This window comes from Listeria rocourtiae subsp. hofi, assembly GCF_963575615.1.
GTDB classification, from domain to species: Bacteria; Bacillota; Bacilli; order Lactobacillales; family Listeriaceae; genus Listeria_A; species Listeria_A hofi.
The window spans coordinates 39,428-60,861 of the sequence record NZ_CAUYTL010000010.1 but is presented as its reverse complement, the minus strand read 5'-3'; the positions used below and the strand labels follow the sequence as shown (position 1 = coordinate 60,861).

Below are 21,434 nucleotides of genomic sequence, written 5' to 3'. Positions count from 1 at the left end.
TACATCCATTTGATTTTCATATTATCTGGCTTCCTCACACCAGCTCCTCGGAAATTTCGTGGCCTTCGCAAAAGTCAAAGGAAGACTTTTTCTGCGCCCCCTAACAATTTCTGTCGGAGCTAACGGGCGTGGTCAGCTCTTCTTTTTTGTCCGGCCTCCTCACGCCAGCTCCTCGGAAATTTCGTGGCCTTCGCAAAAGTCAAAAGAAGACTTTTTCTGCGCCCCCTAACAATTTCTGTCGAAGCTAACGGGCGTGATCAGCACTTCATATTAAAAATTATCTTCTGTTGGTTCGCCGGCTGCTGCTGCTTTTTCGCGACGAATTTCTTGAATTTCTGCTACTTTAATGAATGGTGCATAGATGAGTACGGCTACTGCGATATTCACCGCTGCTAGAACGCCACCTGTCCAACTTTGTGTAGCAAGCACGCCACCAACAATCGGTGGTGTAGTCCAAGGTGTCACGATTGTTGCTGCTGGTACCATGCCTAGTGATGTCGCAAAGTAAGCGATTGTTACAAGCACTAGTGGAGCCAAAATGTAAGGTACGAATAGGATTGGATTTAACACAATCGGTAGACCAAACATTAATGGTTCGTTAATGTTGAATACTCCAGGAGCTGAGGCAAGTCCTGACACTGTTACATATTGCTTATTGCGGCGACCAAATAGGAACACCGAAATAATGATTGCAATCGTTGCACCAGTTCCGCCTAAGTTTACGAAAGAGTCAAAGAAAGGTTTGTTAACGATATAAGGAGCGTCTAAGCCTAGTTTAAGAGCATCCACATTTTTTGCAATTGCATCAGCATTGATTGTTTGCATAAATGGCTCGATAATGTTTGCACCGTGAAGTCCAAAAAACCATAAGAATGAAGAAATGAATGCTAGGAATAGCGCTGCTGGCAAAGTATTCGCAAGTCCCATAAACGGTTCTTGAATTAACTTGTAGAACTCTCCAACGATATCTTTTACGCCGAGACCGAAAAGAATTGTTGTAAAAAGCGCAAAGACACTAATTGTTATCATTGCAGGAAACAGTGCAGCAAATGATCTAGATACAGCTGGTGGAACGCCATCTGGCATTTTAATAATAAGTTTTTGATTTCCGCTTAAACGAATAAATAACTCTGTTGAAATTAAAGATACAATTAGCGCTAAGAATAAACCTGATGAACTCAATCCATTCAATCCACCAATGGCAAAGAAAGAAGAAACAGATACAACACCACTTGATAAAGCATCTTTATCGTATGATTTTGCTAGGTTATAAGCTACAGTAAAAGCAGTTAAAAGTGCTAGAATCGCGAATGTACCGTTCCAAATATTCACACCAAAAGATTTCCACAATGCCTCACCAAAAATATTATTCATAAAGTCTTGATAAGCCTGAATTGGCAAGCTGTTGATTAACGTCCCTAATGACCCCAAGATCATTAATGGCATTGTTGTGATGAAACCATCACGAATTGCAACTAAATGACGTTGCCCTCCGACTTTGGCTGCATAAGGAATAAAGTACTTTTCCATAAATGCGATAAAACCATTCATTTGTATTTCCCCCAATAATTTTATTTTGGACGAGACGTTTGTCCCCTCCTATATTTAAGCAGTCGCAATGTACTGCTTATTCCCCAAGTAAAGTTAGTGCTTGATTTAAAACTTTTTCGCCGTTCATCATACCGTAATCGATGCTATTGATGACTGCAACGGGTTTTCCTAGTGGTTCTAGCTTTTTCTTGAATTTGTTTTCTAAAAATTTGACTTGTGGCCCTAATAATAACACATCGATTTTACCAATATTATCTGGTGCCTCCGCTTCTGATACTGCATAAATCTTAGCTTCGAGATTTCTATCCTCTGCGGCTTTCTCCATCTTGGTAACTAGCAAACTGGTCGACATACCCGCGGAACAAACTAACAAGATTGTTTTCACTTCGATTCATCCTCCCTAAAACGCTATTTCTTAACCCTCACTTTTATAAATGCAAGTTCCGTGCCAACTTTTAAAATTAGATAAAAGCGTGTGATAAAGCCAAACATCAGCTTACACAAGAACAAAAGACAAGTGTGTAAATTATGTACACACTTGTCTCGTTAGTTTAATTTTCTTCCATGATTACTTTATTTGCTGTCATCATTTGCGTGAGATAAGCAATTTCTGACTGAGGGACAATAATATTATACTCCAAATTGACGTTTTCCATCATTTGTTGCGTAATTTGCATTTCAATCATGTGCTGTTTCGTGAATGCGTCGATGTTCGGGAATTCGCGATCAACACCTCCTAGTTTCATCCGTTCAACAAGGAAAGCAAGATGTAAAATGATCCCAATATCAACGCCCGGTTCAAGCACTATATTCATCTGAACTTGCAACTCCGAAATGATTTTGCGTAGGAAGTAGACGAGTTGTTCTGGAGATTCGACTTCTTTTAAATTACCTTCTAGAGAGGAAATTAACTGGTCATATGGTACCTCATCATTGATAATTCGCTTCACGATGTCAATCCCCCCCTCAGAAAATACCTCTAAGGCGCTGAAAAATGGGATTTCGCGGTACTGAAACTCGACGGAGCCCATGATGGCTAGTATGTTGTATTCTTCCATTATTTGGTCTATACGTTCACGGAAAGCTTCTTTATGCAAAAATTGTAAGACGATGATTTCTACTTTTGACTCGTCGATAACTGGTGCTACGCGGGACCGCAACTGTTCTGCTACACCTTCTCCTGTGAAACATGTAAATATAACCGCGTTTTTCGTTGGTTTTGTTCGTAAAATTTGCGCTTTGTATTTATTTTCAAAGAGTTGTTGGCAACTCTGATATATATCTTCTAATCCGCGCCCCAACGAAGCTTTGCGTATAGCCTCTAATACAACTGGTGTGCTCGCCATGCTAACCGTCTTGGTGCGAATGCCAAGTTCTTCGGTTAGCATATTGCCAAACGACGTCAGAGAGCCCATATCAGAAAGAATTAAGACACCCTTTGTCGGATTTAATTGTTGTACCTTAGCCTTTACTTTTTCATACATCGCTTTTACTTCGACTGATAACGGCATGTCCATCGCTGTGCCAGACTCAATATTGAGGAGTTCTTGAACTGTTTCAACCATACTCGTTGCTGCCGAGCGACCGTGCATCATAACGATAACCTCGACTAGCGCTTCTTGTGTAAACATCGATTCCACGACTTCCTCTGTTAAAAACATCGTCAAAAAACCGATTTCGTCAAAAGGAATTTCAATACCTAGCGATTGTTCTAATAGAGCCGAAATATCAATCGCTGCTTGGAATTCTTTCGAGTATTTTTTGCGGACATTATTCAAGTCTGGATGTACAATATGTTTTTGTTCGCGAATCCTCTCGATGGTACTTTGTAAGTGGAGCGCAAACGCAAAACGCATTTTTTCATTGTATTTACGTTCCAAGCGCTGTTCTGCTAAAGCATATACTTGATCCGTAAGCTGCCAAATTTCCGGACTAATAATCTCCTTCGCCGATTGCTGCGTCGGAAGCTGGCCCATGTACTCATGAAAATATTGATCCACATCCACGTAAAGCGCTTCTTCAAGCTCTGACTGGTCCTTGCCTTCTTTCATCAACTGGTCAGCTTTTGTTTGAATCGCTTGGTATACGTCATCCACATCTTCAATCGCAATATCATTCGCTTCACTCGTATCGTAAAATTTAAAAATCGTCTTATTCACATCAATTAACCGGTTCATCTTCTCCGGCTCATCTTTCAAATGAAGTAACCCTTTTTGAACATAAATTGGCAAATCATCCTGCTCAATAAGAATATAATTCGTCGCCTTTGTCTTATAATGCAAAAATGCCTTCGCACATGCTAATTTCAAATCACGTTGCAGTTGACCAACATTGGCACTCGCATGATAGAGTAAAAACGCCATCAAAGCTTGGCGATGAACGCGAATTGTTTGATGTAAACGCGTCGCTTCCTGTGATAAGAAAAATTCGATAAGCTCGTAACGTTCTTCTAATTGCCGCTCTGCCAGTGGTGGCAACGTGATTGTCATCGGAATCCGCCTAGTGAATGTTTCTAATAAAAAATTATCCGGTGATTCTGTCGTTGCCCCAATAATTTGCACTTCCGCCGTATGCACTGCTTGACTCTCACCAAGCGGTCGATACTCACCTTTATCAATAAACGTGAACAACATTTCTTGGCCTTCTGGAGGCAGCCTGTGAATCTCATCTAAAAACAAAATTCCGCCATCTGCTTTTGCAAGCAAGCCCTCGCGTGTCTGTTCTGCACCCGTGTATGCTCCTTTAATCACACCAAAAATATGACCGAAAAGCAATTGCGGATTTTGTGCATAGTCCGCACAGTTAAACGAAACGAATGGTGCATCCTTTCTAACCATATCCGCTTCGCGAGCGAACTTGTACATGCACTCGGCAAATAAGGACTTCCCTGTACCTGTTTTCCCAAGAATTAATGTATGTAAACCATTCGGCGGATAAAGAATCGCTGCTTTTGCCTGTTGAATACTCACTTTTAAGCTTTGCGCAGAACCAATGAGCCGATCAAAAGCTGTTTTCGTACTACTAATTCCTGATTTGGCTTCCTCTTTTTTGAAAGCTTGGTAAAGAACTGGCTTGCCTGGAAGTTTCTCAATCTGTTTCTCTTTAAACAGTTCGTTCAAATAACGACTCGCATTCGCGCGATCCATCTGTAACTTCTCCGCTACATCATTCGCTGTTAGTTTACCGTTTACATTATTCAGAAGCTTAAAAACCTCATCTCTTCTACTAAGCATGTCCCCGACTCCTTACTAAAAGCTCTATTCTTCTATTATACCTGTAACAAAGGTCATTCGGCAAACTAAAAAAGTCAACAGGTTGTAAAATTCGATTCATGCCTCAAAGAGTATGAAAGATGGTTCACACTTTGTATTATGATTACCTAAATAGCAAATAAATTTCAATAACCCGTTATTTCTATTGCCTTATGCTTCTACAAAATGATATAATAGTACCGCTAGCTAGTAAATATTTTACAAACACATATTAAGAAAAGAGGGAATTTTATCATGAAAAAAATAATTTTGGGCTCCGTGGCATTCACCTTGGTCCTAACAATGGCAGTTTCTTTGAATGCAACACCAGCCAATGCACAATTACAAAATATGGGTGCCGTTTCACATTCTATGGTATCAAAAAGTAGCACAACATATGAAAGAAAGTTTCATTCTTACCTAACAACATCGTGGGCAAAAGCAAATAAATATACAGTTTCTAAAAGTGTTACAGCAACATCTTCTGTAAGCGCTAATATATCTACTGCAGGGCTTAAATGGTTGAAGGCTAACTTCTCTTACAATAATACTAGAACTACAAAGAGTAGCATAGGAACAACTATTCCAGCTAACAGTTCTAAAAATTCTAAATTAGCTTTTGATGTAAAATACAAAAAACACACTTATGACGATACTACAAAATATAAATTTTATGAAACAAACACAAACAAGTATAGCTATCAAACAAAAACCTATAGAGTTACTCCAACGGTTCCAGTTGATTCCTATATTTATGTTAAATATCAATGAGTTCTAGACGCAATAGAAAAATAATATTCATTGCTTTAATCTTTACTATAGTCCTACTATCAGCATTATTTTTTGCAAATAAAAGTGATACTGATGAACTAGCTAGCAGAAAAAAACAAACTATAGTAAACCCTATTTTCATGCAAGGGAATGGCTATGTTTCACTAAATAAAGATGAGGTTTTTTCACTAAGTATACCATTTCTATATGGGGATACTAACATAGCTGATGTTGAATCAATTTCTTTCAACGATAGCTCGATTAACGCTGAATTTACAAATATTACTGGTGATTATGTTTTTGATGAAGATACGAATGTAAATTCATTCAATTTTGATATAAGTTTCAGCTCCCTGGGAAACTATCCAATCAAAGAATTAACAATTGTCACATCAAAAAAAACTATTACCGTGAGTATAGGCAATTTCATATTTGAAGTTCTAGACTCATCTGATGATGACCTTTCGTTATTTGGTAATACTGTGGGGATTCAAAGTGATGTAACAAAGTACCTTTTAAGCATCGCAAATGATAATAAAGAGTCGACAATTTTTATCAAAGATATCTACGCTAAAACTGATGCACTATCTATTTTGTCTGATAATATTGAGATAGCCCCTAACAATACATTTTCAAAGGAACTGTCTACATCGATTGATGTAAACGATAATAAATACTCATGGTATTTAATTAAACCGAAAATAGACTATCTAATTAAAGATGAAGCTAAAATTTTCCTATCCAATGCTACTTATATGGGGTTAATAGATATCTCACAAAATCAGGTAGACTTGACTTTAAAAAACAAACAGGGTTCAGAATTTAATTAATATTTTCATCAAGGTATATAGAGGAGAGTGGAAGTCTCGACTCCTTGCAATCCTCCATTCCGAGTATAAATAAAACCTGTAGAATGAGGCACTTCATGTTGATGCGACTCATTCTACAGGTTTTTTATTTACGCTTTGCTTTACTTTCAAAATCATCCGTCAAGACGCCTTCGTAATAGCGAACTTTAATCGGATCTTTGTTCAATTCCTTCAAATATTGACGTAATGTCCGAGCTTCGCGCTCATTGGCAAACGAGAGAACCGTACCTGATTTACCCATCCGGCCAGTTCGACCAGAGCGGTGCGTATATTGTTTCGCATCCATCGCCACATCGCAATGAATAACGAATGGTAAGTCTGGAATGTCCAAACCGCGCGCTGCTACATCGGTTACGATTAAATATGTCAATTCTGCTTTTTTGAAGGCAGCTAAGTACTTTTTGCGCTTTTCTTTGTTCACTTCACCATGAATTCCGGCAGCTGCAACTCCATCATATTGCAATTTCTCCAAAATAATATCCATCCGAACTTTATCTTTCACGAAAACGAGCGCATGCATCCCTTCTACGTTGGAAATTCGACGTAGCAATATAGCTTTGTCACGAGGCTGCTCCACATCCATATAAAGGTGGTTCACATTGGCGTTACTCTCTTCGGCTTTTGCTTCAATCATCACTGGCTCAATCTCACTATTGCGGTAAAACATCATTGGATCGTCCAATTTCGTTGCTGATGCCATTACTAATTGACGATCACGCATAGCACTATTCACGATTTCGAGCACAGTTGGAACATTTTCACGAATCAACAATTGATCACATTCATCAAGCGTAATCATTTTGACTTCATGCATCTTGATTTTCTTTTGCTTAATAAGTTCCAAAACGCGACCAGGTGAACCAACAATGACTTGTGGTTTTTTCTTCAGGTTATCGATTTGGCGCTTGATATTGGCACTCCCGATGATACCGATGACTTTCAATCCCGCGGGCAACCATGAACGCACAACGTCTGCAATTTGCATAACTAACTCATGTGATGGTGCTAAAATAAGCCATTGTGTATGCGGTTTGACTTCTAATTTTTCGATGGCTGGTAAGGAATAGGCAACTGTTTTCCCGGTTCCTGTCGGTGAAACTGCGATGACATCTTTACCTTCTTTAATCGGCTCGTACAAGTGCTGCTGAATTTCTGTCATCGTTTCATATTTATGGACTTCCCACTGCTCGCCCCAAATCTCAGGTACTTCTTTTCTCGTCATAATAAACTCCTTTTTCCCTCTAAATTCGATACTCTTATCATACCACGTTTCCAGAAAATCAACAAAACCCTGATTTGAAGCTATTAGGCAAAGAAAACGCCCAACCCATCTATAGGTAGGACGAAGATTACGCTTTACACAAATCGAGCGCTTGTCGCCGATTTATCTAAGTTAGAGGCTATTTTTCGACTTTGTACCAAATACCATTTTGGTGACGCAGGTCATTTGAGATTTGTAAAACTGCTTTGCTTAAGTCTTCTAGGTCTTCATACGCCAATTTGTCGTTTTCCGTGATGATTCTGGCAAATTCGGTTGCTTCGAATTCCATGTCATTTGGAATGGTGGACATTGCTAATTCCTCGATTTCTTTCGTATGGTTATCCGCGTATTGGATGCTCTTAATGCCTGTTAATGGGTCGAGTACGAGCGTGCCTTTTTCGCCGTATATTTCACTTGGTAAGAATGATTGCGACATTTTTGCTTGCAAAATAGTAACCGTGAAATCAGGATATTCAAAAATAACTGGGCCGCCTCCATCAACATCTGTGCGCAGTTTTGTCGCAAAATAAGTTGCTTTTTCAGGAACGCCAAATAGCGCAACTGCCGTATACATTGGGTAAACGCCTAAGTCAACTAACGAACCACCAGAAAAATTCAGCGAGAAAATATTTGGCTCTTCACCAGCAAGTACGTTATCATAACGTGAAGAATAGTTCATGTAAGCAAGTGTCGCGCCGTGAAGCTTTCCGACTTTTTGGATGCTATCTTGCAAAATTTTAAAGTTAGGTTCTTGAATATGGCGAGCAGCTTCGAAAAGATAGACGCCATTTTCTTTCGCTACTTTATGCGCATCTTCTAGTTCTGCAACCGTTGAAAAAATCGGTTTTTCAACGATGACATGTTTTTTGTTACGTAAGAAATGTAATGCGTGTTCGTAGTGCATCGCGTTTGGTGACGCAATATAAACCGCATCGATAACGTCTGAACTCGCCATCTTTTCAACATCATCAAAATAATTCGCAACTTTATATTTTTCACCAAAGGCATATGCTTTTTCCAATGTACGTGAATAAACCGCATTTAGTTCCCATTCTCCTGAGTTAATCGCGCCTTCTACAAAGGCATCTGTAATCCAATTCGTTCCCATAATACCAAGCTTCATAACAAAACTTCCCTTCTTCATATGTTTCTCCTGTTTAAGTATAGCTGAAAACCGGAAAATTTGCGAAGAGATTGGCTAGGCTTTTGCAAAATCGTGATTTATAAAGCTGACGAGCGTGAATTCACCATTTTCGTATTCGAATTTCAAGATGCAGCAGTTTTTCAAACCGGTGATTTTTCCGATTTCACTACGATTTTCCCAATTTCGGGCGAACTGAGCACAAGCAGCACCGTGAGAAACTGCCAAAACAGTATTGTGATTTTCTTGGTTCATCATTGATTCCATTGTCTCAACAAGCCGCACGCGAAAATCCATTTCTCGCTCTCCTCCGAATCCTGCAAAAAAATCTCCATACGGTAACGGCGGATTCAAGTCTTCACTTTCACCTTCGAATGTTCCAAAATTCCATTCTTTCAGCCCTTTTAGGCGTTTGTAATCCATGTCAGTGATTAATTCTAACGTGTCGCAAGCTCGTTCCGACATGGAACTATAGGCCTGATCAAAAACAATCCCATTCTCCTGGAAATATTCGCTCGCTATTTTCGCTTGGTTAATGCCTGATTCCGTCAATGGCGCATCGCAAAAACCTTGTATTTTTTTTCTTACATTAAATAATGTTTGACCGTGACGCATGAGATAAAGTGTTTTTTTCATTTGTATGCTCCTTTTAATAATAGTTTTATTGCGATATGTGCTTATTCATATCCCTCTTTTTATCAGAACATCATTCGTTACTTGTGAAAAATCAAATACTTTTCTAAGTCCGATATATCGCACAGTCTGATAGACGATTTCTTTTGCCTCAATTGGAGTCACGCCAATGTCAAAAGCCGCGTTTAGCATTATTTTGAATTCGTTCACGCACTGCATTGTGATTAAAGTAGCGAGCGTCACTTTCATTCGTTGTTTGATTGTAAATTGCGTATATTGCAAGACTTCATCAAACACAAAATGATTGAAAAGTGCGCTGAGTTCAGAATCTGTTTCTTTTAATCTAGATTTCCCGTTCAGAAATAACTGATTGCGATTTACCCACTCTTTTTTACTGGTAGACAACTGTAATCCCTCCTATTTTTGGCTAATAGGTAAAGTTTAAACCATGAAGTGGACTCCAAGTCAATTATAAATACTACTTATACATAAAAAAATCCACCGTGACACAAATAACTTCGAGGTTACGTGCATAACAGCGGATTGGATATTTTTTCTAATTAATCTTTCTTTTTAGCAAAGACATAAATGATGCACGAAATGATTCCGAGAAAGACTAGTGCTACTTTATATATCATCATTGTAAATAGATTCGTTCATACTGGTTTTTCTTTTTTCATATCGATCCCACCTTTATAAATTGCTTCTTTGGAATTCGGAACATCACGCCTCTATCTGCCACAAAGCTTCCTTATTCAGATTACACAATACTAAGGGGAAACGCAACTAAAAGTTTTTTTGAGCTGTTTTTATGGTAATAATTTCTTTGTGTTTCAGCTTGTTAGATAAAAACACATCAAAGAAACATACGTGTCCCAGTGACATGAATATTTACATTTCACATTACTTAGATAAAAACGAATGAAAACGAACCGAGCTATGCGTTGAAAAACTATTTACATTTCACATTACTTAGATAAAAACAGTCGTTTTTCGCAATTCCAGCAGTATGTGTACTTATGATTTACATTTCACATTACTTAGATAAAAACAAGATGGCTCCTTACTTCCTGTTACGAAGCTTCCCAATTTACATTTCACATTACTTAGATAAAAACCTACAATTGTAGCGCCAAGCCTTCCGAAATTCTTTTGATTTACATTTCACATTACTTAGATAAAAACGCAGTTCTCAGCTTTGTAGTACTGATTGACAACTATTTACATTTCACATTACTTAGATAAAAACGGTAACACCCCACCTGTTTGCTATCTCGCTGTCTGTAATTTACATTTCACATTACTTAGATAAAAACGCCCCCTCATTCATACCGCCTACACCTTTCTGGTAAAATTTACATTTCACATTACTTAGATAAAAACTTGAAAGTGAAAATCAGTTGTGTTTAGAAATTTCGATTTACATTTCACATTACTTAGATAAAAACTGTAGAAAGAGCCAAAAAGAAAATACAAGAGTACTATTTACATTTCACATTACTTAGATAAAAACAATAATGGGAGTTTAACTGTATTTTGTCCAACCCATATTTACATTTCACATTACTTAGATAAAAACAACTAATCGAAGAACTTTCGAAGTATGACGACAATCATTTACATTTCACATTACTTAGATAAAAACCATTGTCCGTTTCCAAAATAGCACATTTGATTTCTTATTTACATTTCACATTACTTAGATAAAAACTTGTACACAATTATCAAAAGAAATAAACGGGAACGGATTTACATTTCACATTACTTAGATAAAAACAGAGGCAGTAAAAGAAAAAATGATTCAGGAAATGAATTTACATTTCACATTACTTAGATAAAAACTTAAACTTTGACATCTATTATTCCTCCTTATGCTGAATTTACATTTCACATTACTTAGATAAAAACAAAATGTCTTTTAGAGCACTTTCTTGATTTTCTTATTTACATTTCACATTACTTAGATAAAAACCCAAACCTCGTGACCATTATATCACATATGGACAAATTTACATTTCACATTACTTAGATAAAAACGATGGCTTAGCATAGATGAATTTGTATTAAGAAATGAATTTACATTTCACATTACTTAGATAAAAACATCAAACTCTGTAGGAGCTATAACTGGTATGTCGCTATTTACATTTCACATTACTTAGATAAAAACGAAGGGGGCATCTCTGGATTCTCATCTATAACCCCTATTTACATTTCACATTACTTAGATAAAAACCCGTGCTTTTTCAGCCTTACTCCCATAATACCTCAAGAGCCCAAATCTGTCGACCGATAGCAAAGTTTGCTTTTTCAGTTGCCTAACCTTACATCGATTCCGTTCAAAATCACCTTCATACCTGTCATACCAGTCAATAAAGAAAATCTGTCGATGTCCCGTAATTTTTACACTACTGGTGGTCGACAGATTTTTGAGCCTTTTTTATTGTTTATGGTAAAAATGTCTCACCCATGAGGTAAAAATCGACTTCGCGAGCGGCTTCACGTCCTTCGTTAATCGCCGTTACTACCAAGCTCTGACCATATCTTGCGTCGCCGCATGCAAAGATACCTTCTACGTCGGTACGGTAAAAACCTTTTGCTGCTTCAATCGTGTGGCTTTTTGTTTTGCCTACTTGGAAATCCTCAAAAATAGATGGTGTAGCACCAGCGAATCCAATTGCTATTAGCACAATATCAGCGTCCCAAATTTTCTCGGAACCGGGAACTTCTTGGATATTGCGCTTGGCGTCTACTCGGTCAACATCGATAGTGCGCAATCCGGTAAGTTCCCCTCTTTCGTTTTTGATAAATTCCGTGGAACTCACTAAATAGTGACGTGGATCCTCACCATATACTGCTTCTGCTTCGCTATGAGCGTAGTCCATTTGGAATACTTTCGGAAATTGTGGCCACGGGTTTTGAACGGCGCGCATGTCTGGTAGCTTATCGCGTAAGCCAAATTGGTAGATGCTTTTTGCGCCTTGTCGTAAAGCTGTCGCGACGCAATCAGCTCCTGTGTCTCCGCCTCCGATAACGATGACGTTTTTGCCTTCTGCGGACAATGTTTGCACACCTTTATTGTCAAGGTTATCTTTAATGCTTTGTGTGAGGTAATCGACTGCAAAATGAATTCCTTTTGCGTCACGGCCTGGAAGCTTGACATCTCTAGCATTTCCGGCACCGGTAGCTAACACGATCGAATCGTACTCTTGTTTCAATTGTGCCATTGTGATATCTTTTCCGGCTTCGACATTGGTTACAAACTCGATGCCTTCTTCGGCCATCAAGTTGACGCGGCGGTTAATTGAATCTTTTTCGAGTTTCATCGTTGGGATGCCGTACATGAGCAAGCCGCCAATTCGATCGCTTTTTTCGAAAATAGTAACATTATGGCCAGCTTTGTTTAGTTGATCTGCACATGCAAGTCCTGCTGGGCCGGAACCGATGATTGCAATGCGTTTTCCAGTTCTTTTTTGCGGTGGCTGAGCTTTAATCCAGCCTTCTTCAAAACCGCGGTCGATAATCGCTTTTTCGATGGATTTTATGCCAACCGCAGGCTCGGAAATCGCGACTGTACAGGAGCCTTCGCATGGTGCTGGGCAAACACGGCCGGTGAACTCTGGAAAATTATTCGTCTTTAGAAGAAGATCCAGGGCTTCGCGCCATTCTCCGCGATACACAGCGTCGTTCCACTCCGGAATTAGGTTATGCAACGGACAGCCCGATACACCGTTTTTAATTTCTTCTCCTGTATGGCAAAATGGTACACCACAGTCCATGCAACGCGCGGCTTGAATCTGTAAATCGACAACAGGCATTGGCAAATTGTATTCGTTCCAGTCACGCGTCCGTGTTAGTGGATCGCGCACAGGACTTGGAATTCGGTCATAATCGATAAATCCAGTTGGTTTTCCCATTGCATTCAACTCCTTGTTTTGAAATTATTCTGAGCTATTCGCCTCTTTCAAGTGTTCATAGTCTAGCTTCATCCGCTAGCTCTTCGAAAATTTGTTGAGGTTCTTAGAAAAGTATTTTATTTTCTTAGAACCTCAATATGAGTGCGACCGAAAGGAGCATTCGTTCATCTCGGCCGCTCCATCTTTTTTCAGAGCTGAACGAGCGGATTCAGCTTTTCACTGTTCAGCTACTTTCCTATTTAGTAACTTCCACTAATAGTCCGTCTTTATGCTCATAAAAGGCCTGTAACTCTGCAGCGTCGTGCGTTTGGCCTTCACTTTGTAATTTTTCAATCCGAGTAAGCATGATTTCAAATTCATTCGGAATGACGTAAACAAAGTTAGCAAGTTCGCGTTCCCAGTTTGCCAGTAACTTGCGGGCGTATTCACTGTCGGTATAGCGGACATGATTTTCTACCAATTCGCGTAGTTTCCGTTCCTCGCGCGGCGTCGTAATCTCTCGACACGTCACAAGTTCTGGATTCACTTTTGTGGTGAAATTGGCTTGGTTTGGGGCATAAACGTAAGCAACACCGCCGGACATTCCTGCCGCAAAATTCTCTCCGGTTTCGCCTAGAACAACCACCGTTCCACCGGTCATATATTCGCAACCGTTATCGCCAATTCCTTCAACAACTACGTCTGCACCACTGTTACGGACAGCAAAACGGGCGCCGGCTTTTCCGTTAATGTATGCTTCACCATCTGTTGCGCCATAAAGCGTTACGTTTCCGACAATCGCGGAATCATGCGCGTTAATCGGTGTCTTAGCATCTGGTGATACGATAAGTTTCGCGCCAGATAGACCTTTTCCAAAGTAATCGTTCGCATCACCTTCAATACGTAGCGTCATCCCTTTGGGAGCGAAGGCGCCAAAGCTTTGACCAGCCGCCCCCGTAAAAGTGAGGTCAATCGTATCTTCTGGGAGTCCCGCCGCGCCATATTTCTTGCTGATGTAAGAACCGGTAATTGTGCCGATTGCGCGGTCAACATTGCGAACAGGGAAACGACCAGTGACTTTCTCACCACGTTCAATCGCAGGTGCCACAACGGCTTGCAACTCTCGCATGTCCAGCGTTTGGTCGATTTTATGATCCTGTTCTTTCGTGCAGAATTGGACTTGATTTTTGTAAAAGTCATCCATGTAAAGCATATTGGAAAAATCAAGATGTTTCGCTTTCCAATGCGATTCTTTGCGCTCATGGGTTTCCAAATATTCTTTGTGCCCAATGATTTCTTCGAGACTACGGAAGCCAAGTTCAGCCATCGTTTCGCGCATCTCGGCAACAATGAAGTTGAAGAAGTTCACCACATAATCTGCGGAACCTCCGAATTTTTTGCGAAGTTCTGGGTTCTGTGTTGCGACTCCAACGGGACACGTATCCATATGACATACGCGCATCATCACGCAACCAAGTGTCACAAGTGGTGCCGTTGCAAAACCGTATTCTTCCGCTCCAAGCATTGCCGCAACGAGCACATCTTTTCCAGTCATCAGTTTACCGTCTGTTTCTACGACAACCTGATTACGTAACCCATTTAAAAGCAGTGTTTGATGTGTTTCCGCCAAACCGATTTCCCATGGAACACCTGTATGACGAATACTGCTTCGCGCAGCTGCTCCGGTTCCGCCTTCGTATCCGCTAACTAAGATAACGTCAGCAAAGCCTTTTGCAACACCCGCTGCAATCGTGCCAATTCCTGTTTTTGAAACGAGTTTAACATTAATCCGCGCGTCTTTATTAGCATTTTTCAAGTCAAAAATAAGTTGAGATAAATCCTCGATGGAATAAATATCATGATGCGGTGGTGGCGATATGAGCCCAACACCTGTCGTTGATCCACGGGTTTTCGAAATCCACGGGTACACTTTTTCACCAGGCAAATGACCGCCCTCACCTGGTTTTGCGCCCTGTGCCATCTTGATTTGTAGTTCATCAGCGTTTACCAAATAGTGACTCGTTACGCCAAAGCGACCAGATGCAACTTGCTTAATCGCACTACGGCGCCAATCACCGTTTGAATCCGGAAGAAAACGGTCTGGATTTTCTCCGCCTTCACCACTGTTACTTTTACCGCCAATCCGGTTCATCGCAATCGCCAGTGCCTCGTGCGCCTCTTGACTGATAGATCCATAAGACATAGCGCCTGATTTGAAACGTTTGAAAATCGCTTCGGCAGGTTCAACTTCCTCGATGGGAATTGGCTTGCGTCCATGCGAGTTAAACGTTAGCAGGCCTCGAAGGAACGCATTATTTTGATTTTGCATTAAGTCCGAATATAAATCATACGTTTCGCGATTATTTTCGCGCGTCGCCTGTTGCAATGAATGAATCGCGAGCGGGTTGAACACATGATATTCACCGTTTGAACGCCATTGATATTCGCCGCCCGTATTCAGCGTGAATTCTTGGAAACCGATATCATGAAATGCTTCGCGGTGACGCAACCAAGACTCCTGGGCAATCACTTCCAAGGGAATACCGCCAAGCTGCGACGCCGTTCCTGGGAAATAATCAGCAATCACATCGTTGCCAATCCCAATTGCTTCAAAAATCTGCGCACCCCGATAACTTTGCACGGTAGAAATACCAATTTTCGACATCACTTTCAAAATACCATCCGTAATTGCCTCAATATAGCGCGACTCGGCCTCATCGACCGTAAAACCTTTAATCCGACCATCTTTAATCAGGTTCGTAAACACATCGATCGCCAAGTATGGGAAAATCGCGTCCGCACCGTAGCCAACCAGCATCGCACAATGATGCACGTCACGAGCCTCCGCCGTTTTTACAATCAAACTCACCTTCATCCGCGTGCCACGTTTCACCAAATGATGATGCAGACCGCTCGTTATAAGTAACGCTGGAATCCCGATAAACTCGTCATTTGTTCCGTCATCTGTGATTACAAGCAATTCTGCACCAGCCTCAATTTTCGCATCAGCCTCCGCAAAAAGACGATCTAGCACTTCCGCCAAATTCTCTTTCTCCTCTGCTTTAAACAACGCATTAATAAATGCCGTCGGTTTCGCGAATTTCTTCTGCAAGGCAATCGAAGCATACTGTTTCCGAGATAAAATCGGTGTCTCTAAACGGATTCGGTTCGCATTTTCAGCCGTTGGATTTAAAATATTACCCTCATTTCCAAGCAGCGTCATCGTCGAAATAACTGACTCCTCACGCAACCCATCAATCGGCGGATTCGTCACCTGTGCAAACAACTGCTTGAAATAGTTAAACAACAACTGTGGCCGGAAAGAAAGTACAGCAAGCGGTGCATCATAACCCATCGCCCCCATCGGATCTTTCTTCTCCGTCACCATTGGAATCAAGATTTTACTCAATTCGTCCTGCGTATAACCGAACGCCCGTTGCAATTTGAAACAGTCCTTCTTATTCAATGAAATATATTCTAAACGATCCTGCTCCGTCAACGTCCCAATATCCGTCAACTCCGCGTCCAGCCACTCACGATATGGCTTTTCTGTCGTCAACTCCGATTTAATCACGTCATCCGAAATAATCTCACCTTTTTCCAAATCAATCAGCAACATCGTACCCGCGCCAACCGTCACTTTGCGAATTATTTCCTCCGATTCCACAGGTACAACGCCTGTCTCCGAAGAATAAATAATCGTGTGGTCCTTCGTCTCATAATAACGCGCAGGACGCAAACCATTCCGGTCCAAAATCGTCCCAATCACGCGCCCGTTCGTAAACGAAATCGACGTCGGCCCATCCCAAGGCTCCATCAACGTACTATGATACTCATAAAAAGCCCGTTTCGGATCTGTCATCGCCTTATTTTTATCCCAAGGCTCCGGAATCAACATCATCGCCGCGTGAGGCAAGGTACGCCCCGTTTGCACTAAAAATTCCAGCGCATTATCAAGCGTTGCCGAATCACTTCCGTCCTCATCAATTACAGGCATCACTTTCGCCAAATCCGCACCAAACAAATCCGACTCCGCACGTTTTTCACGAGCTTTCATCCAGTTCAGATTCCCACGCTGCGTATTAATTTCCCCGTTATGAATCAAATAACGATACGGGTGCGCCCGCTCCCAACTCGGAAACGTATTCGTACTAAAACGCGAATGCACGAGCGCGTAAGCCGATGTATAAGCCGAGTCCGCCAAGTCCAAATAATACTGATTGATTTGCTCTGGCGTCAACATCCCTTTAAAAATAACGGTCCGCGTCGACAAGCTCGGTACATAAAACGTCTCTGTCACCCGTGCATCACCCGCTGCAAAATTCTCGATTTGCTTACGAATTAAATACAATTTTCGCTCAAAAGCTTCTTCATCAAGCGCCTCATCTTTCGCAATAAAAAGTTGGTACACAGCCGGTTCGGTTTTTTGCGCCCCCAGCCCAACCTTCGACACGTCTGTCGGTAATTTCCGCCATCCTAAGAAATCTTGCCCTTCCTGATCAATAAAACATTCCGTCGCCGCCTGTAAAATTTTGCGTTGCTCGACATTTTGCGGGAAATTAAACATTCCAACTGCATAGTGATACTTTTCAGGTAATACAATATCGATTTTCGAACAAGCATCGCGGAAGAAATCATCCGAAATTTCCAGAAGAATTCCTGCACCATCGCCCGTATCGCCACCAACTTCGCCGCCACGATGTTTCAGCTGACAAAGCATGTGAATTCCTTGCTCGACAATTTTATGCGAAGAACGCCCTTTAATATTCGCCACGAAGCCAATACCACACGCGTCATGTTCATTTTTTGGATCATACAAGCCATGTTTTTCAGGCATATTCGTCTGTTTCATCCCAATTCCTCCTTAACCTTACTATTCAGATAATTAAAGTTATGATTATGTATCCCGTTCTATATTCTACCCATTAATTTCTAGTTTATAACGTTTTGGTGTAATGTCTATTCTAATCCTTTTCATTTATCGAAACAATATATATAATAGAATAAAATGATCTCGTTTTGAGATAGATTGGAGATAGGTTATGGAACTAAGACAATTAAAATACTTTATGGAAGTCGCTCGCGTCGAACATATGACCCAAGCATCGGAAAATTTGCACGTCGCCCAATCTGCCGTCAGTAGACAGATAACAAAACTTGAGGAAGAGCTAGGAATCAAATTGTTCGACCGGATTGGCCGCAATATGCAGTTGACAGCGGTTGGTCAGGATTTCTTGCGTCAGGCCAAAATTGGTTTACAGGAATTACAAAAAGCGCAGGCGATTGTGGAAGAGTACGCTGACCCGACGATTGGCGAAATTCGTGTTGGACTGCCGAACTCGATTGCTACGAAAGTTCTGCCAGCCGTGATTTCCGCATTTCGGGAGAAGTACCCGAATATTACGTATCGTTTTATGGAAGGTTCGAATCGCGATTTGAGGCAGATGTTGGTGACTGGTGCGCTTGATGTGACATTTTTATCACCCGTTCCGGAAGAGGATGACGAGATGATGCCACATCGCTTTTTTGACGAGAAGTTGAAGTTGATTGTGCCCAGTGAACATCGGTTGGCTGAGAAGCATTCGGTTTCGCTTGTGGATTTGGCGGATGAGAAGTTTATTTTGTACCCGCAAGATTTCGATTTGTTTCATTTAGTGGAAGATACGGCGCGGATGAAAGGGCTGGAACTCGAGACGATTTTTCAAAGCCGCGATTTCCATACGATTCAGGGATTGGTTGGTGCGGGGCTCGGAATCAGCATTTTGCCCGAGATGATTTTGGATGGTGCGATATTTAAAGAGACGCGGAGCATTGCGTTGATGGACCAGGAATTGCGGCGGTCAGTCGGGATTATCACGACAAAAAAACGGAACATGTCGCCATCCGAGACACTGTTCCGTGATTTTTTGTTGGGGTACTTTGATAGCAATAAATCAATCTAGCTTCGTCCTGCTTCCACCTAAAATCATAACCGCCACAATGATGCCAGCAAGGAGAGTAAACAGCGTCATGAAGGCGACTTCCATATGAAAATTGGCGGTTGATGCCACGATAATGGAAAGTCCGATTGGCCCACCGATTTGATGCATCGTATTTGTCAATCCACTAGCAGCACCAGTTAGTTCCTTAGGCGCATCATGAACCCCCGCTGATGTTACTGGCGCTAATATCAAGCCTTGACCGATACCAATAACAGACATCGGCAGGGCAATCGCAATCCAATAACCATTACTCAAATCCGATAAAGCCGTCCACAATAAGCCAATAAATAGGATTACCTCGCCCACCATTAACATACGATTATTGCCAAATTTAGCGACCAACTTCGGTAACTGCATCGCTACGATAAAATTCAAAATGGTCAGCGGAAAAAATCCTAGCCCCGCTTGTAACGCTGAAAAATGAAATTCACTCTGCATCACTTGCGGCACAAAAAACCAATACGGCAACATCGCCATCATAAATAATAAGCGCGCGATGTAAGCACCAGAACGAATTCGATTTTTGAAAAGCATCAATGGCAAAATAGGAAATTTAATGGCACGTTCCCGCAGAACAAAAGCAACTAAAACAAGAATACTAATGCCAATTAAGACAGCACTCCTTTCCGTCAAGCCAAAAATAAAACCTCCTAATCCTAATATCGATAATAAACTTCCCAAATAGTCGATTTTTGATTTACTCGTTGGAGAACTTTTGACATATTTCCAAGTAAGGAAAATCAGCGCTATCGTGAAAGGGACATTTATTAAAAACCCTGCTCGCCATGAAATCCAACTTGTCAGAGCTCCTCCGATTAACAGCCCCACACTCGCCCCAATGCCTGCCATCGCGCCATAATAAGAAATCGCTTTTTGCCGCATGTTTCCCGTATACGCGTCCATCATTAAAGCTAATGTCGTAGGCGCAATAATCGAGCTACCTACACCTTGTAAAGCTCGCATCGCAATCATCGTAGCATTTTGAGATACACCGATGAACAGCGAACTAACGCCAAATATGGTTAAGCCAATGAAAAAGATTCGTTTACGTCCCAGTAAATCTGACAATCGACCACTCAATAATAAAAACCCACCAAACGTTAATGTGTATGCATTGGACACCCACGATAAATTGGTCGCGGACATCTGCAAGCTTTGCCCAATTTGCGTAGAACTCGTAAAAATAATAGAATTATCCATCAAAATTAAGAAATATGCTAATAATGTAATTGGCAAAACCATGCCGAATTTTTCTTGTTTCACTTTGTATCATTCACTCCAATTTTTCATATTGCCTTGCTTGGTCGTCTTTTAATACCAGGTAGGTTTACTATTTTTGCTATTTGATTACTCCTTTATATTCCATACTAAACCGTTCCGTCCAATGCTCTAACACATGCGAAATGGCTGCGATTTCCCCTTCCGTGGGGCTAGAACCTTGAACAATAATCTTCACATTTTTCCCATCATATCTTGTATCCACCGTCTCGTGTCGATCAATAAACGTTTTCAATAGCCCCGTCATATCGGACCAGTAAACAGGCGTACCAATCACAATATTTTTAGCCTATTCAATCTCAGAACGAACCTTTTCAAAATCATCTGGATCGCTATTTTGCCCAAGTTGCTTGATATCATAATCCACTAAATTAACTTGCTTATAAGGTTGCCCGTCAAAATAGTCCTTGGCTAACCTTGTCGTATTCCCGTCCCGATTCTTACTTGCATTGATAAATAAATTGGCATGACTCATTTGTTTGTCCTCTCCTTTAACCTCTATAGCTACGACAACGCATATAGCTAGCACGACTACAGCCATAGCCGAAAAAGCGATTATTTTCTTCATATTTTACAATCTCCCAACTCAGCAGCTTCTTTTAGTTGGAGCAGTTTTGTAGGTAATTTTGCGTTCATTCTGTACCTCGCCTCCAACCGTCTGCCTGTAAATTAAAACACATGGAGTGCACTCCAAGGCAAGCATGAATGCTTCAAATTCGTGACATGTGGTAGTCAAACCTTTGTTAAAATCACGCAAAAAGGTGCTCCATCGGGAAAACGCCTTGCGAAAAAATCCTATATT

At 40.9% G+C, this 21,434-nt stretch carries 15 protein-coding genes and 1 CRISPR repeat array; of the genes, 3 read left to right on the top strand and 12 right to left on the bottom strand.

Annotation, left to right across the window (positions count from 1 at the left end; translation table 11 throughout):
• Positions 1 to 270 precede the first annotated feature (270 nt).
• The 3 genes from R8925_RS06575 to R8925_RS06565 form a co-directional block, all read right to left on the bottom strand.
• A complete protein-coding gene (locus tag R8925_RS06575) occupies positions 271 to 1,551 on the bottom strand; it encodes a PTS sugar transporter subunit IIC (RefSeq protein ID WP_430535099.1) in 1,281 nt (426 codons plus the stop codon).
• 76 nt (positions 1,552 to 1,627) lie between these two features.
• Positions 1,628 to 1,936 carry a PTS sugar transporter subunit IIB gene (locus tag R8925_RS06570; protein WP_430535098.1) on the bottom strand — a complete coding sequence of 103 codons (309 nt, stop codon included), beginning with the start codon at positions 1,934 to 1,936 and terminating at the stop codon, positions 1,628 to 1,630.
• Between the two features lie 166 nt (positions 1,937 to 2,102).
• Complete coding sequence (locus tag R8925_RS06565; RefSeq protein WP_430535097.1) at positions 2,103 to 4,784, bottom strand: sigma-54-dependent transcriptional regulator; 2,682 nt, start codon at positions 4,782 to 4,784, stop codon at positions 2,103 to 2,105.
• A gap of 273 nt (positions 4,785 to 5,057) precedes the next feature.
• Here R8925_RS06565 and R8925_RS06560 point away from each other — a divergent pair, with 273 nt between their 5' ends.
• Together R8925_RS06560 and R8925_RS06555 are read left to right on the top strand one after the other, a co-directional pair.
• Positions 5,058 to 5,573 carry a hypothetical protein gene (locus R8925_RS06560; RefSeq protein ID WP_430535096.1) on the top strand — a complete coding sequence of 172 codons (516 nt, stop codon included), beginning with the start codon at positions 5,058 to 5,060 and terminating at the stop codon, positions 5,571 to 5,573.
• Entirely contained in the window at positions 5,570 to 6,403 is an 834-nt protein-coding gene (locus R8925_RS06555; RefSeq protein WP_430535095.1) for a hypothetical protein, read from the top strand. The genes R8925_RS06560 and R8925_RS06555 overlap by 4 nt, the downstream gene beginning before the upstream one ends.
• Before the next feature lie 124 nt (positions 6,404 to 6,527).
• Here R8925_RS06555 and R8925_RS06550 read toward each other — a convergent pair whose 3' ends face one another.
• The 6 genes from R8925_RS06550 to gltB form a co-directional block, all read right to left on the bottom strand.
• On the bottom strand, positions 6,528 to 7,664 hold the full coding sequence (locus R8925_RS06550; RefSeq protein WP_430535094.1) for a DEAD/DEAH box helicase: 1,137 nt from the start codon (positions 7,662 to 7,664) through the stop codon (positions 6,528 to 6,530).
• 178 nt (positions 7,665 to 7,842) lie between these two features.
• Positions 7,843 to 8,826 carry a Gfo/Idh/MocA family protein gene (locus tag R8925_RS06545; protein ID WP_430535128.1) on the bottom strand — a complete coding sequence of 328 codons (984 nt, stop codon included), beginning with the start codon at positions 8,824 to 8,826 and terminating at the stop codon, positions 7,843 to 7,845.
• 75 nt (positions 8,827 to 8,901) lie between these two features.
• The gene (locus R8925_RS06540; RefSeq protein WP_430535093.1) at positions 8,902 to 9,480 is read right to left on the bottom strand and encodes a histidine phosphatase family protein; all 579 of its coding nucleotides are present in this window, start codon (positions 9,478 to 9,480) and stop codon (positions 8,902 to 8,904) included.
• Positions 9,481 to 9,525: 45 nt separating this feature from the next.
• Positions 9,526 to 9,882, bottom strand: coding sequence for a carboxymuconolactone decarboxylase family protein (locus R8925_RS06535; RefSeq protein WP_430535092.1), 357 nt, complete (start codon positions 9,880 to 9,882; stop codon positions 9,526 to 9,528).
• Positions 9,883 to 10,366: 484 nt separating this feature from the next.
• A CRISPR array of direct repeats spans positions 10,367 to 11,713; the repeat unit is 30 nt; unit sequence ATTTACATTTCACATTACTTAGATAAAAAC.
• Positions 11,714 to 11,924: 211 nt separating this feature from the next.
• The gene (locus tag R8925_RS06530; RefSeq protein WP_430535091.1) at positions 11,925 to 13,394 is read right to left on the bottom strand and encodes a glutamate synthase subunit beta; all 1,470 of its coding nucleotides are present in this window, start codon (positions 13,392 to 13,394) and stop codon (positions 11,925 to 11,927) included.
• A 235-nt stretch (positions 13,395 to 13,629) separates the two neighbouring features.
• Positions 13,630 to 18,225 (bottom strand): glutamate synthase large subunit, encoded by a 4,596-nt coding sequence (gene gltB / locus R8925_RS06525; protein ID WP_430535090.1) that lies wholly within the window; start codon positions 18,223 to 18,225, stop codon positions 13,630 to 13,632.
• A gap of 190 nt (positions 18,226 to 18,415) precedes the next feature.
• Here gltB and R8925_RS06520 point away from each other — a divergent pair, with 190 nt between their 5' ends.
• Positions 18,416 to 19,315, top strand: a complete 900-nt coding sequence (locus tag R8925_RS06520; RefSeq protein WP_430535089.1) for a LysR family transcriptional regulator — start codon at positions 18,416 to 18,418, stop codon at positions 19,313 to 19,315.
• Here R8925_RS06520 and R8925_RS06515 read toward each other — a convergent pair.
• From R8925_RS06515 to R8925_RS06505, 3 genes are all read right to left on the bottom strand, one after another.
• On the bottom strand, positions 19,307 to 20,617 hold the full coding sequence (locus tag R8925_RS06515) for an MFS transporter (protein WP_430535088.1): 1,311 nt from the start codon (positions 20,615 to 20,617) through the stop codon (positions 19,307 to 19,309). The two genes, R8925_RS06520 and R8925_RS06515, sit on opposite strands and share 9 nt — an antisense overlap.
• Positions 20,618 to 20,693: 76 nt before the next feature.
• The gene (locus R8925_RS06510; RefSeq protein ID WP_430535087.1) at positions 20,694 to 20,909 is read right to left on the bottom strand and encodes an NAD(P)H-dependent oxidoreductase; all 216 of its coding nucleotides are present in this window, start codon (positions 20,907 to 20,909) and stop codon (positions 20,694 to 20,696) included.
• A 12-nt stretch (positions 20,910 to 20,921) separates the two neighbouring features.
• Entirely contained in the window at positions 20,922 to 21,200 is a 279-nt protein-coding gene (locus tag R8925_RS06505; RefSeq protein ID WP_430535086.1) for a hypothetical protein, read from the bottom strand.
• Positions 21,201 to 21,434: the final 234 nt, after the last annotated feature.